The organism is Maribacter vaceletii, assembly GCF_003634105.1.
Classification (GTDB): domain Bacteria; phylum Bacteroidota; class Bacteroidia; order Flavobacteriales; family Flavobacteriaceae; genus Maribacter_B; species Maribacter_B vaceletii.
The window spans coordinates 618,454-631,814 of sequence record NZ_RBIQ01000008.1 but is presented as its reverse complement, the minus strand read 5'-3'; the positions used below and the strand labels follow the sequence as shown (position 1 = coordinate 631,814).

Sequence of the window (13,361 nt, the reverse complement as noted above, 5' to 3'; positions counted from 1 at the left end):
GTTACTTTATTTTATAAAAACGTTTATCTATCATAGGGGATAGGGTGTCTACTTTCATGAAATAATCTATCATCGCATTTCTTATTTTATAATCTAATTCAAAAACGTTTAGTCCATCTTTAAAAAATCCCATATTATCACCTCCACTTACAAGGTAGTTAGATGTAGCTACAAAATATGTTTTAGAATCATCAAACGGTTTACCTTTAATTTTTAAAGTTTTTAATGTATTGTTTTTGTTTAGAATTACTTGAATGCCAGAGATGGGATGTGCTCTTTTTGTATCTATTAAATATTGAATCAATTCGAGCACAGATTTCCCGTTTAACTCTACCACAACAATAGTGTTTTCAAAAGGCATAACCTCGTAAGCGGTTCTAGCAGTAACGGGTCCTTTAGAAATTATGGAGCGTATACCGCCATGATTTAAAAGAGTAAAGTCTATAGTTTTTCCTGTTCTAGATTTAAATGTGGGGTTGGCTTGTTTTTGAATAATATCTGCTATTAAGTTACCAGCGCTAGTATTGTATATTCCGTCATCTTTGGAAATTTTATGCGAAGCATATGCAAGAGTACTATCTAACACATTATTTATACGGTTTCGATATGGTTTTATATAAGCGTTTATAGAATCTATTTCCGTATAATCAATGTTAATTGGTATTTGTTTGGCTTCAATTTTTGTTAGTTTTTGGGTAGAATTTGAACAGGAAGCAATGAAACCAAATGTTGTAAATATAACAAAATGTGTTATTTTTAAATTCATGATTGTTTTAATTTTGAACTGTCTAAACAAATGAAGATTCTTTACATTTGTAGAAATGTAAAAATACATGTTTAACGGAATAAAAGATAAATTAAAACGTAAATCTGGAGCTAAATTTTTAAAGGCAGAATTAAGTAAGCCAAAAGCAGAAGTTAAGCGTAAAAAAGGGATTACATCTATTGGCTGTATTGTAGATTTAGATAAGTTTGAAAATTCAAATTTATTCTATGAATTTATAGAAGAATTTTCTTTACGACCAAATGCTGTTAAGATAATAGGATATAAGAGTTTTTATGATAAAAATTCGCCATATTCTATTCCTGTTTTTTCAGGTAAAGATTTAGGTTGGAATGGAAATATAGAAAATAGTTACGCTTTAGAATTTTTGAGTCGGGACTATGATATGTTAGTAAACTACTATAATGAGGAAAACTTATTATTAGAGTTAATGACAGTAAAAACAAGAGCAAGAGTAAATGTTGGTTTTGTTGAGGTAGATAAAGTTTATAATGATTTAATATTAGATACTCCAATGAATAACTTTAAAGTTTTTAAAACAGAACTTAAAAAATATTTAAGAGTATTAAACGAAATAGAATAATGAAAGAATTGTTGGGTACAGGTGTTGCTTTGGTAACCCCTTTTAATGAAGATGGGAATGTTGATGTTGCTGCTCTAACTGTAATTGTAGAGTACAATATTAATAATGGAGTAGATTATTTAGTGGTATTAGGCACAACAGGAGAATCTGTAACATTATCTAAAGCAGAAAAACAACTAGTAATAGATACTATTACTGCTACAAATGCAGGGCGTTTACCAATGGTTTTAGGGGTAGGAGGTAACAATACAGCTTTAATAGTAGAAGAGTTATCTTCAGTAAACTTAAAAGATTTTGTGGCTATTCTTTCTGTATCACCATATTACAATAAACCTACGCAGGAAGGTATTTATCAGCATTTTAAAGCTATTTCTTTAGCGTCTCCAATTCCGGTTATCTTATATAATGTGCCAGGTAGAACCGGAAGTAATGTTTTGCCAGAAACTGTAGTTCGTTTAGCACAAGATTTTGAAAATATTGTAGCAGTAAAAGAAGCCTGTGGCGATATAGTACAAGTAATGGAATTAATTAAAAATACACCAGATGGTTTTCATGTAATTTCTGGAGATGATATTACAGCATTGCCTAGTGTATTGGCAGGGGGTTCAGGTGTAATTTCTGTTATTGGACAAGGTTTGCCAAATGAGTTTTCATCCATGATTCGTTTAGGATTAGAAAAGAAAGTAGAAGAAGCCTATAGGTTGCATTACAATATGCAAGAAGGAATGCAATTAATTTTTGAAGAAGGAAACCCTGCCGGAATAAAAACAATCTTAGAATTGGCAGGTTTGTGTAAAGCTACTGTACGCTTGCCATTAGTGGAAGCAACATCAGAATTAAAACAAAAAATTGAAGCGTTTGTAAAGCCGTTTATCAAGGTTACGGCATAAATATTTTTACAAGAAAGTTAAAACTAACATAAAAGCATTGTGGTATCCTATGAATGCTTTTATTTTAGCGTTGTAAAAATGTTTTTTATATCCATTGATAATTCCTAATTTTGCAGAATGTTTTTAAAGAAGAGTAACTTTTTTTCAATTGTTATTGTTGCATTAGTATTACAATCATGTAGCGAGTACCAAAAAGTACTTAAGAATGATGATGTAAAGGCTAAATATGACATGGCTGAAAAGTTTTATAAAGAAGAAGATTTTAAGCGTTCTAATCGTTTATTTGAACAAATTGCCCCAAAGTATATTGGTAAGCCACAAGGAGAGAGAGTAATGTTTTTCTTTGCAAATACTTATTTTCAAAGAAAAGATTTTAATATGGCAGGCTACCAATTTGAGCGTTTTATTAAATCTTACCCAAAAAGTGATAAGTTGCAAGAAGCAGCTTTTTTAGGAGCAAAAAGCTACTATATGCTTTCTCCCAATTATTCTTTGGATCAAACAGATACCGATAAAGCACTTTTAAAACTTCAGAATTTTATTAATACATATCCAGATTCTGAGTATTTTAAAGAAGCAAATAAAATAGCAAAAGAACTTACTACTAAAAAAGAAAAAAAATCTTTTGAGATAGCAAAGCAGTATAATAAACTTGGAGAGTTTAATTATGAGCTTTTAAAATCTGCAGTAGCTGCATGTGATAATTTTGTTTCAGATTATCCTGGTTCTATTTTTAAAGAAGATATTTTATATATAAAGTTGCAAGCTACAACACACATGGCAATGAATAGTTATGAAGTGTTAAAAAAGGACCGTTTAAACAATGCAAAAGATGCTTATAGCGTTTTAAAGAAAAAATATCCTGAAACTAAATTTGAAAAAGAGGCAGATGGCCTTCTTAAAAAAATTGAAAAAGAATTAAAAAGTTTTCCTACGGAAGCAAAATAAATACCTGGTATTATGAACATGAACGATTTAAAAAATTCAAAAGCTTCTGTTTCTACAAAAACCATTAATAAAAATGAGTTTGATAAAGAAACAGAAAATATTTACGAAGCTATTTCTATAGCATCTAAAAGAGCTATTCAGATAAACTCTGATATTAAAAAAGAACTTTTAGAAAAATTAGAAGAGTTTGCTACATATAGCGATAGCTTAGAAGAAGTTTTTGAAAATAAAGAACAAATAGAAGTTTCTAAATTTTACGAAAAACTACCAAAGCCACATGCATTAGCAGTAGAAGAGTGGTTAAATGATAAAATATACTACAGAAATACAGAGAAAGACGCATAATATATGTTAGCTAATAAGAACATCCTTTTAGGAATTACTGGAGGGATTGCAGCTTATAAGACTACATTTCTTGTTCGTAAACTTATTAAAGCTGGCGCCAATGTTAAAGTTGTTTTAACAGAGAGCGCCAGCTCTTTTGTTTCTCCACTAACCTTAGCCACGTTATCTAAAAATCCTGTTGTTACCTCTTTTGTTTCTAAAGAGGAAAACCAAGTAGATTGGAATAATCATGTGGAATTGGGTCTTTGGGCAGATTATATGCTAATTGCTCCTGCAACCGCAAATACGATGTCTAAAATGGCTAATGGTACTTGTGATAATTTATTGCTGGCAGTATATTTATCTGCTAAATGCCCTGTTTTTATTGCTCCAGCAATGGATTTAGATATGTATAAACATGGCTCAACTAAGGCGTCGTTGACAGCATTAAAATCGTTTGGTAATATCATTATTCCTGCTGCTTCTGGTGAATTAGCTAGTGGTTTAGTTGGTGAAGGCAGAATGGCAGAACCAGAAGATATTATTTCGTTTGTAGAAAATGAAATAGCTAAGAACCTTCCTTTAAGAGGAAAAAAAGTACTAATTACTGCTGGGCCAACGTATGAGGCTATAGACCCTGTCCGTTTTATTGGGAATCATTCTTCAGGCTTAATGGGTTTTGAGTTGGCTACATGTGCAGCAAATTTAGGAGCAGAAGTTATATTGGTTTCTGGTCCTTCTAAATATACTGTAGATCATAGTTTTGTAAATTTAATAAAAGTTGTTTCTGCAGATGAAATGTATGCAGAAGTACATCAACACTATAAAAATATAGACATTGCAATCTGTGCAGCTGCTGTTGCAGATTATAAACCTAAAACAAAGGCAAGTCAAAAAATAAAAAAGAAGACAGAGGAGTTTTCTATTGCGCTTGTTAAAAACAAAGACATTTTATTCTCTTTAGGGGAGCAAAAAACAAATCAGTTCTTGGTTGGTTTTGCTTTAGAGACAGAAAATGAAATAGAAAATGCAACAGGAAAGCTGAAAAGGAAAAATTTAGATGCTATTGTTCTTAATTCTTTAAATGATAGCGGTGCAGGTTTTGGGAAAGCAACTAATAAAATTACCTTCATAGATACCAATTTACAGATAAAAACGTTTGAATTAAAAACTAAGGCAGCTGTTGCTTTAGATATATTAAACGAAATAATTCAAAGACTAGATGCGTAATTTAAGTATCGCTATATTTTTTTTAGGGTTCACCTTGTTTGTAAAAGCACAAGAGTTAAACTGTAAAATAACAATAAACTCGGATCAGGTTTCACAAACCAATCAACAAATTTTTAAAACTTTAGACCGTTCATTAAACGATTTTGTAAATAAAACAAAATGGACAAATAAAATTTATAAAGAAAATGAGCGTATTAATGCGCAAATGTTTATTACCATAACAGAATATGAATCTAATAGATTTAAAGGTAATATTCAAATACAATCCTCAAGACCTGTATTTAATACCTCTTATGAAACCCCAATTTTTAATTATAAAGACAATCAATTAAATTTTGAGTATATAGAATTTCAGCCGCTAGTATTTAATGAGAATGTATATGAGTCTAACTTAGTGAGCGTGGTTGCCTATTATGTGTATATTATGTTAGGTTTAGATGCAGATACTTTTGAACTAGAAGGTGGTAGTGACTTTTTTAGAAAAGCTCAGAATATAGTTGCACAAGCACAAGGAGGAAACTCTGCGGGCTGGAGTCAATCTTCAGACAGAAGTCGTTTTGAACTTGTAGATAACTTACTTTCTAATACATATAAAGAATACAGAGTTGCAATGTATAATTATCATAGAAAAGGATTAGATATTCTTGGAGATAACAATAGTACAGGTAAGCAAATTATTGCAGGTACCATGAATTTGTTTGATACCATGATTAAAAGAAGACCTAATGCTTTTTTAATGCAAACTTTTTTTGATGCAAAGTCTGAAGAAATTCAAAATATCTTTTCTGGTGGCCCAAAAATAGATGTAGTAAAGCTAAAAGAAACCTTAAATAGGATTGCGCCCTTATATTCTAGCACCTGGAATGATATTAAATATTAACTCTATTTTTTTACGATAGAATATAGATTACATTTGTAGCAATAAAATTATCTACATTGCTTACAAATTTATCCATAAAGAATTACGCCCTAATAGATCAGTTAAATGTATCCTTTACTAAAGGCTTTACAGTAATTACGGGAGAAACAGGAGCTGGTAAATCTATACTTCTTGGAGGTTTGTCTTTAGTTTTAGGGAAACGTGCAGATTTATCTTCTTTAAGAGATAAAACACTGAAATGTGTTATAGAGGCAGAGTTTAATATAGAAAAATATAATCTAAATTCTTTTTTTACCAAACAAGATTTAGATTATGAAAGCACCACAATTATACGTAGAGAAATACAACCAAGTGGAAAATCTAGAGCATTTGTAAATGATACTCCAGTAACCTTAGATATACTTTCAAAATTAGGAGAAAGGCTTATAGATGTGCACTCCCAGCATCAAACTTTACAATTAGGAGATACAAATTTTCAGTTAAAAGTAGTAGATGCATTAGCAGGGAATTCTAAGATTTTAATTAAATATTCTTCTGCATTAAATGAATATCAATCTTTAGTAAAAGAATTAGAAGAGCTTATTATATTTCGGGATAACGCTTCTAAAGAACAGGATTATAATAGCTTTTTGTTAAAAGAATTAGAATCTGCTCCTTTAAAAGAGGGGATTTTGGAAGAGTTAGAAGAGGAGTATGAACAGCTTAATAATGTAGAACTCATTATGGAGCAGTTAGCTACAGGTAATCAATTGCTTAACGAGGAACAAATAGGAGTAATAGGAGCTCTTTCTCAATTAAAGCAGGTAACCACTAAATTATCTGGTTTTAGTAGTAAATACAATTCATTAAATGAAAGAGTACAATCTGTATTTATAGAATTGGATGATATTGCTACAGAATTGCAAGACTTTATAGAAAATACCGAAGCAAATCCTAAAGTTTTAGAAGAGGTTAATGCAAAACTTCAGTTATTGTATGATCTTCAAAAAAAGCATAGTGTTTTAACTATAGAAGAATTAGTTGCTGTAAGAGAAGATTTAAGCAAAAAAGTTTCTACTACAGAGAATATAGAAGCTACGATTAAAGAAAAAGAAGAAGCGCTTTCCAAGCAAAAAAATGTTTTAGAAGAGATTGTTATAAGCTTAAGAAATAGAAGGCAAAAAATTATACCTAACTTAAAAAAACAATTAGAAAGTTCTTTAAGTATTTTAGGTATGCCAAGTGCATCTTTTAAGATAGAGGTTGTTCCTTCTGAAAAGTATAAAACATCTGGTAAGGATGATTTAATATTTTTGTTTTCGGCAAATAAGGGAGGTAATTATGGAGAGCTTAAAAAAGTAGCTTCTGGCGGTGAATTATCTAGAATTATGTTAGTAATAAAAGCAATATTAGCTAAGTATGAAGATTTGCCAACGATAATGTTTGATGAAATTGATACCGGAGTTTCAGGGGAAATATCTGGACAAATGGGAGTTATTATGAAAAATATGAGTGCAGATATGCAAGTTTTTTCTATAACACATTTACCACAAGTAGCATCTAAAGGAAATCAACATTATAAGGTGCACAAAACAGAAAATACCCAAGGAACAACAACTAATTTATATATGTTATCTAAAGAAGAAAGAGTAGTGGAGTTGGCAGAAATGTTGGGAGGAAAAGAACATTCAGATTCTGCAATTGCACATGCAAAGGAATTATTAAGTGGAGTATAGGCATTTATAGGTGCACAACTACTATTTTTTTAACATATTTTAAATATCTTTGATTTTTATAAAAACCCTAAGAACAGGAAAATGGCATATAATTTATTAAAAGGCAAAAGAGGAATTATTTTTGGAGCATTAGATGAAAATTCTATTGCATGGAAAACAGCATTAAGTGTACATGCAGAAGGAGGTACTTTTGTTTTAACCAATGCGCCAATTGCTTTACGTATGGGTCAATTAAAAGAACTTGGAGAACAAACAGGTTCAGAAATTATACCTGCAGATGCAACAAGTGAGGAAGATTTAAAAAATCTTGTAACAAAATCTATGGAGATTTTGGGAGGTAAAATAGATTTTGTGTTACATTCTATTGGAATGTCTGTAAATGTTCGTAAAGGAAGGTCTTATATGGATGAGAACTATGATTTTACGGCTAAAGGTTGGGATATATCTGCTTTATCTTTTCATAAGGTAATGCAAACATTATATAAAAATGACGCTATGAGTGAGTGGGGTAGTATAGTTGCCTTAACGTATATGGCAGCACAAAGAAGTTTTCCAGATTATAACGATATGGCAGATAATAAAGCATATTTAGAATCTGTAGCACGTAGTTTTGGTTATTTCTTTGGAAAAGATAAAAAAGTAAGAGTTAATACTATTTCACAATCTCCTACTGCAACAACAGCAGGACAAGGAATAAAAGGATTTAATGGCTTTATTAATTTTGCAGACCAAATGGCGCCATTAGGTAATGCTACTGCACAAGATTGTGCAGATTATACCATAACATTATTCTCGGACCTTACACGTAAAGTTACTATGCAGAATTTATTTCATGATGGTGGTTTTTCTAATACAGGAGTTAGTAGAGAAGTAATGGATAAGTTTGAATAAAATTTATTTTATATAGATAATTTTTAAGGTTGACTTTTGGGAATGCTATTCCTGGAAGTCAATTTGTTTTTTACGTAAACTACCTCGGGGCAATCCTCGGAGCATTTAAATCTCGATTATCGAGTATATTCACCTATAAATTAGGTTACTATGGATTTGTCTTTTTCTTTTATTGTTCCAATTTATAATAGACCTAATGAGGTTCTGGAGTTGTTAGAAAGCCTTTCTAAACAAACATATACCAAACCTTTTGAAATAGTACTTATAGAGGATGGTTCTACGGTTTCATCAGAAAATATAGTAGAAAGCTTTGCATCAAAATTAAATATATCATATTATAAGAAATTTAATTCTGGACCAGGAGATTCTAGGAATTATGGAATGCGAAGAGCAAAAGGAAATTACTTTATAGTATTGGATTCCGATTGTATAATTCCGCCTCAATATTTAGAAGTAGCAGAAAAATCTTTACAAGAAAATTTTGTGCATTGTTATGGTGGCCCAGACGCGGCACATGAATCTTTTTCTACAGTGCAGAAAGCAATTAATTATGCAATGACTTCTTTTTTTACTACTGGAGGAATAAGAGGAGGAAAAAAGGCAGTAGACAAGTTTCAGCCTCGTAGTTTTAATATGGGAATCTCTAAAGAAGCATTTGAAACTGTAGGTGGTTACGGTAATATTCACCCAGGAGAGGACCCAGACTTAACCATACGTATTTGGAATAAAGGGTATGATACAAAGCTAATACCAGAAGCATATGTATATCATAAAAGAAGAATAGATTGGAATAAATTTTATATTCAAGTAAACAAATTTGGGATGGTAAGGCCAATTTTAAATAAATGGCACCCAGAGACAAAGAAAATAACATATTGGTTTCCTACGTTATTTTGTATCGGTTTTATAATATCGGTTTTTCTATTGTTATTTGGAGCTTGGATTCCTTTAGCACTATATAAACTCTATTTTATTGTATTGTTTTTTCATTCTTTATTAGAAAATAAAAACTTTAGTGTAGCAGCACTCTCTTTGGTTGCAGTAGTTATTCAGTTTGTAGGATATGGATACGGTTTTTTAAAATCCACTTTTTGGATTAACTTTAGTAAAAAGAAACCAAGAGAAATATTTCCAAATTTGTTTTTTAAAACTAACAGCATACTTTGATTAAGAAAATAGGTAAACATTTAAAAAAGAGAAAAGTAAAAATTTTTTCCATTTTTTTACTAGTCTCTAGTTTGGCTTGGTTTATAAACAAACTATCAGAAACGTATACGAGTAGTACTACATTTAAATTAAACTATATAAATATTCCAGAAGGATATCTTCTAAAATCGGTATCCAAAGAAAAATTAGATGTAAAGTTACAGGCCATAGGGTTTCAGTTTTTAAGTTTTGGATTAAGTGCCAAGGAAATAGTTGTAGACTTATCAAAAGAAGAAGTAAAAAACTCTAATTTTAGTTTATCTGTAAAGCAAATTCAAAAACAAGTAGAAAGAGCATTACCTAACTCTATGGTATTAAAAGACTTGGACAAGGAACGTATAGATTTTAAATTAGTTAAAATAATAACAAAACCTGTATCTATAAATGCTAATATAAAGCTTACACTTCAGAAAAATTGTATGCTAGATGGTGCAATTGTTTTAGAACCCAGTACTATTGAGGTTACTGGCCCAGAAAATAAAATAGACACTTTAGAGAGTTTAAAAACAGTCTTACTTGAACTATCTAATATTGGGGAAGATTTTTCTAAAACTATCAAAATAATTACTCCTAAATCATTTAAAAACACAACCTATAGTGTAGAGAACGTTATTGTAAAAGGAAATGTTTCTCGTTTTTCAGAAAAAATAATAAATAATATTCCTATTAGAGTTATTAACTTACCAAAGGATACTATAGTAAAGATTTTCCCAGACAGAGTTAAAATTTTGTGTAAAGCAAAACTAGAAGTATTAAAAAAAATAGCAAAAGAAGATTTTGTTGTAACAGCAAATTACAATAATATGCTACAAGGCAAAGAAAAAGTGTCACTTAAAGTTACTAGTACACCAAACGAAGTTTATAGTGCAACTCTTTTAGAAAAAAAAGTAACCTATATTATTAGCAAACAATGAAAATAATTGGTTTAACAGGGGGTATTGGTAGTGGAAAAACTACTGTGGCAAACTTATTTATAGCGTTGGGCGTTCCTGTTTATAATTCAGATAGGGAGGCTAAAATTTTAATGAATACCTCTAAGATTTTAATTAAAGAAATAAAAACATTACTTGGAGAAGAATCCTATAAAGAGTCAAAATTAAATAGACCTTATATTGCTGGAAAAGTTTTTAAAGACAAAGAATTATTACAAAAACTTAACGCTATAGTGCATCCAGCTGTTCGAGAAAATTTTTTGCAGTGGGTAAGTATACAAAATACTTCATACGTAATCCAGGAAACAGCACTTTTATATGAAAACAATGCCTCTTCATTATATGACGCTGTAATTTTAGTTACAGCTCCGGAAGAAGTTAGAGTAGAACGAGTTTTGCATAGAGATGCTACAAATAAAGAAGCTATTTTGGCTCGTATTAATAATCAATTAAGTGATAAAGAAAAAATAGCAAAGGCAAATTTTGTTATAGAGAATATTGATATTAAAGATACGGAAGAAAAAGTAGAAGCATTACATAAGTCTCTGCTTGCATATAGCTAGCCTAGTGAGATTTTAACATTTTTGTTAAGGTTAGGTTAAAGGTGCAATTTTCTATAGGTTAAATCTTAATTTTACAAAGAATGAATAAGAGGTTGTTTGTTATTTTAGTTGTTTTAATGAGCCTCTCACTTGTTGGAATTATTTTTGTTCAAATCTTTTGGATTAAACAATCTGTAGAAGATAAGGAAGAACAATTCTCCAATACAGTGTCGGAAGCTCTTAATAATGTTACAAATAAAATAGCAAGTAGAGAAACAAGAAATTATTTTGATAGGTATTTTAACCTTAGAGATAGTATAGGGAAACCTAAGAGTTCTCATTTAAGAAATTTCTTTTTTATAGATAGAGATATAAATTCTAATGAGATACGCATGTATTCGCATGGTATCTTAGAAGAAGATTATAATATAGCATCTACGTTCTTTGACAATGGAAGTATAGACACCGTAACAACAATTAAAAACTATACAAGTAAGCGTACCACCGCAATTTATAAAGAAAATGTTGGTCTAGATGGCAAACAATACGAATTAAATGCAGTACAGAAATTTGAAAAAATAGGGGGCTTATCTGCAATAGAAAGAGCACAAATGGAAGATGTTTTTAGCGAATATGCTAAAAAAGTACCTATTCATAGAAGAGTTTCTACACAGGAAATAGAGTTGTTGTTAGACCGTGAATTAAAAAATAGAGGATTAAATGTAGATTTTGAATACGGAGTATATAGTAAAGGTTTGCCAACAAAAGTAAAATCTAAAAAATTTAAGTATACCAAAACAAATATTTATCAGTCGCCTATTTTTAAAGATTTAGAAGGAAATTCTAATTTTTCCTTGCTTATTAATTTTCCGAAGAAAAAAAGGTTTTTAATACAGTCTATTTTAGGAATGGCAGGTTTGTCTTTGCTATTTACACTAATTATTGTTCTTGCTTATGCAGGAGCTATATATCAGTTAATACAACAGAAGCAAATATCTGAAATTAAGACAGATTTTATAAATAATATGACGCATGAGTTTAAAACGCCCATTGCAACTATTAATTTGGCAGTAGAAGCTATTAAGAATCCTAAAATAATAGAAGATAAAGAAAAGGTAATGCGGTATTTGCAAATGATACGAGATGAAAATAAACGTATGCACGCGCAAGTAGAAAATGTATTACGAATATCTAAGTTAGAAAAAAATCAACTAGATATTAGTAAGGATAGGGTAGATGTACACGACATAATAGAAGATGCAATAGCGCATGTAGAACTAATTGTAGAAGATAGGGGAGGTTATATAAATACACATTTAGAGGCACAAAGGAAAGATGTGTTAGCTAATGAAATGCATTTTACCAATGTAGTTGTAAATGTTTTAGATAATGCAATTAAATACTCGGTAGAAGCACCAAAGATTGATGTATATACAGAAATTGCAAAGAGTAATATAATAATAAAAATAAAAGACCAAGGCTCAGGAATGAGCAAGGCGGTATTAAAAAAAGTGTTCGAAAAATTTTATAGAGAACACACAGGAGACATTCATAATGTAAAAGGGCACGGTTTAGGGCTTTCTTATGTTAAAAAAATAATAGATGATCACCAAGGTGAGGTTTATGCAGAAAGTGAAAAAGGAAAAGGAAGTACTTTCTATATAAAGTTACCGTTAATTTAAAATAATATGGAGACAGTAGAAAAAAAAATATTATTAGTAGAAGATGATCCAAATTTTGGTATTGTTTTAAAAGATTACTTAGCAATGAATAACTTTGATGTTACTCTTGCTAAAAACGGTATGGAAGGTTTTGAGAAGTTTAAAAAGGACAATTATGACGTTTGTATTTTAGATGTAATGATGCCTTATAAAGATGGCTATACTTTAGCAAAAGAAATTAGAGAAAAGAACGAGAATGTTCCTATTGTTTTCTTAACAGCTAAAACAATGAAGGAAGATGTTTTAAAAGGATATAAAGCTGGTGCAGATGATTATTTAAATAAACCTTTTGATTCTGAAGTACTTTTAATGAAGCTTAAAGCAATACTTCAAAGGAAAACATCTAATACTCTAGCAGATAGTAGAAAGTTTGAATTTGTAATAGGTGGTTTTCATTTAAACTCTAAACTTAGATTTTTAAAATTTGGAGAAGAAGAGGCTGTAAAACTTTCGCCTAAGGAAAATGAGTTATTACGTCTTTTAGCTTTACATGAGAATGATTTAATGCCTAGAGAATTAGCGCTTACAAAAATTTGGAGAGATGATAATTATTTTACATCTAGAAGTATGGACGTTTATATAGCAAAACTTAGAAAGTACTTGAAAAAGGATGATTCTGTAGAGATTTTAAACATTCACGGAGAAGGATTTAGATTAGTAGTTAAGACAGCAGAATAGTTGTTGTTTGCATATTTAAAGAAAAAGCATCTAAATA

Annotated in this window: 14 protein-coding genes; 13 read left to right on the top strand and 1 reads right to left on the bottom strand. The window is 30.2% G+C overall.

Features of this window, described 5'->3' with window-relative positions:
• Position 1: 1 nt before the first annotated feature.
• Positions 2 to 766, bottom strand: a complete 765-nt coding sequence (locus CLV91_RS10360; protein WP_121067462.1) for a 5'-nucleotidase C-terminal domain-containing protein — start codon at positions 764 to 766, stop codon at positions 2 to 4.
• A gap of 67 nt (positions 767 to 833) precedes the next feature.
• Between CLV91_RS10360 and CLV91_RS10355 the strand changes: the two genes are divergently transcribed.
• The 13 genes from CLV91_RS10355 to CLV91_RS10295 all read left to right on the top strand — a co-directional run bounded on the left by CLV91_RS10355 (position 834) and on the right by CLV91_RS10295 (position 13,324).
• Positions 834 to 1,367: a DUF6913 domain-containing protein gene (locus tag CLV91_RS10355; RefSeq protein WP_121067459.1), complete on the top strand. Its 534-nt coding sequence runs from the start codon at positions 834 to 836 to the stop codon at positions 1,365 to 1,367.
• On the top strand, positions 1,367 to 2,257 hold the full coding sequence (gene dapA / locus CLV91_RS10350; protein WP_121067456.1) for a 4-hydroxy-tetrahydrodipicolinate synthase: 891 nt from the start codon (positions 1,367 to 1,369) through the stop codon (positions 2,255 to 2,257). Before CLV91_RS10355 ends, dapA begins: the two co-directional genes overlap by 1 nt.
• 117 nt (positions 2,258 to 2,374) lie before the next feature.
• Positions 2,375 to 3,205: an outer membrane protein assembly factor BamD gene (locus tag CLV91_RS10345; protein WP_121067453.1), complete on the top strand. Its 831-nt coding sequence runs from the start codon at positions 2,375 to 2,377 to the stop codon at positions 3,203 to 3,205.
• 12 nt (positions 3,206 to 3,217) lie between these two features.
• Positions 3,218 to 3,550 carry a DNA-directed RNA polymerase subunit omega gene (locus CLV91_RS10340; protein ID WP_211333210.1) on the top strand — a complete coding sequence of 111 codons (333 nt, stop codon included), beginning with the start codon at positions 3,218 to 3,220 and terminating at the stop codon, positions 3,548 to 3,550.
• A 3-nt stretch (positions 3,551 to 3,553) separates the two neighbouring features.
• Positions 3,554 to 4,759: a bifunctional phosphopantothenoylcysteine decarboxylase/phosphopantothenate--cysteine ligase CoaBC gene (coaBC, locus tag CLV91_RS10335; RefSeq protein ID WP_121067447.1), complete on the top strand. Its 1,206-nt coding sequence runs from the start codon at positions 3,554 to 3,556 to the stop codon at positions 4,757 to 4,759.
• Positions 4,752 to 5,639 carry a type IX secretion system protein PorD gene (porD, locus tag CLV91_RS10330; RefSeq protein WP_121067444.1) on the top strand — a complete coding sequence of 296 codons (888 nt, stop codon included), beginning with the start codon at positions 4,752 to 4,754 and terminating at the stop codon, positions 5,637 to 5,639. The genes coaBC and porD overlap by 8 nt, the downstream gene beginning before the upstream one ends.
• Before the next feature lie 56 nt (positions 5,640 to 5,695).
• Positions 5,696 to 7,354: a DNA repair protein RecN gene (gene recN / locus CLV91_RS10325; RefSeq protein WP_121067441.1), complete on the top strand. Its 1,659-nt coding sequence runs from the start codon at positions 5,696 to 5,698 to the stop codon at positions 7,352 to 7,354.
• An 81-nt stretch (positions 7,355 to 7,435) separates the two neighbouring features.
• Positions 7,436 to 8,245 (top strand): enoyl-ACP reductase FabI, encoded by an 810-nt coding sequence (locus tag CLV91_RS10320; RefSeq protein WP_121067438.1) that lies wholly within the window; start codon positions 7,436 to 7,438, stop codon positions 8,243 to 8,245.
• Between the two features lie 150 nt (positions 8,246 to 8,395).
• A complete protein-coding gene (locus CLV91_RS10315) occupies positions 8,396 to 9,412 on the top strand; it encodes a glycosyltransferase (RefSeq protein WP_121067435.1) in 1,017 nt (338 codons plus the stop codon).
• Entirely contained in the window at positions 9,409 to 10,365 is a 957-nt protein-coding gene (locus tag CLV91_RS10310; RefSeq protein WP_121067432.1) for a CdaR family protein, read from the top strand. Before CLV91_RS10315 ends, CLV91_RS10310 begins: the two co-directional genes overlap by 4 nt.
• On the top strand, positions 10,362 to 10,946 hold the full coding sequence (gene coaE, locus CLV91_RS10305; RefSeq protein WP_121067429.1) for a dephospho-CoA kinase: 585 nt from the start codon (positions 10,362 to 10,364) through the stop codon (positions 10,944 to 10,946). The genes CLV91_RS10310 and coaE overlap by 4 nt, the downstream gene beginning before the upstream one ends.
• An 80-nt stretch (positions 10,947 to 11,026) precedes the next feature.
• Positions 11,027 to 12,607 (top strand): sensor histidine kinase, encoded by a 1,581-nt coding sequence (locus tag CLV91_RS10300; RefSeq protein ID WP_121067426.1) that lies wholly within the window; start codon positions 11,027 to 11,029, stop codon positions 12,605 to 12,607.
• Between the two features lie 6 nt (positions 12,608 to 12,613).
• Complete coding sequence (locus tag CLV91_RS10295) at positions 12,614 to 13,324, top strand: response regulator transcription factor (RefSeq protein ID WP_121067423.1); 711 nt, start codon at positions 12,614 to 12,616, stop codon at positions 13,322 to 13,324.
• Positions 13,325 to 13,361: the final 37 nt, after the last annotated feature.

Coding starts and splice junctions, on each gene's coding strand:
- CLV91_RS10360 (WP_121067462.1), bottom strand. CDS start 766: ATGAATTTAAAAATAACACATTTTGTTATATTTACAACATTTGGTTTC.
- CLV91_RS10355 (WP_121067459.1), top strand. CDS start 834: ATGTTTAACGGAATAAAAGATAAATTAAAACGTAAATCTGGAGCTAAA.
- dapA (WP_121067456.1), top strand. CDS start 1,367: ATGAAAGAATTGTTGGGTACAGGTGTTGCTTTGGTAACCCCTTTTAAT.
- CLV91_RS10345 (WP_121067453.1), top strand. CDS start 2,375: ATGTTTTTAAAGAAGAGTAACTTTTTTTCAATTGTTATTGTTGCATTA.
- CLV91_RS10340 (WP_211333210.1), top strand. CDS start 3,218: ATGAACATGAACGATTTAAAAAATTCAAAAGCTTCTGTTTCTACAAAA.
- coaBC (WP_121067447.1), top strand. CDS start 3,554: ATGTTAGCTAATAAGAACATCCTTTTAGGAATTACTGGAGGGATTGCA.
- porD (WP_121067444.1), top strand. CDS start 4,752: ATGCGTAATTTAAGTATCGCTATATTTTTTTTAGGGTTCACCTTGTTT.
- CLV91_RS10320 (WP_121067438.1), top strand. CDS start 7,436: ATGGCATATAATTTATTAAAAGGCAAAAGAGGAATTATTTTTGGAGCA.
- CLV91_RS10315 (WP_121067435.1), top strand. CDS start 8,396: ATGGATTTGTCTTTTTCTTTTATTGTTCCAATTTATAATAGACCTAAT.
- coaE (WP_121067429.1), top strand. CDS start 10,362: ATGAAAATAATTGGTTTAACAGGGGGTATTGGTAGTGGAAAAACTACT.
- CLV91_RS10300 (WP_121067426.1), top strand. CDS start 11,027: ATGAATAAGAGGTTGTTTGTTATTTTAGTTGTTTTAATGAGCCTCTCA.
- CLV91_RS10295 (WP_121067423.1), top strand. CDS start 12,614: ATGGAGACAGTAGAAAAAAAAATATTATTAGTAGAAGATGATCCAAAT.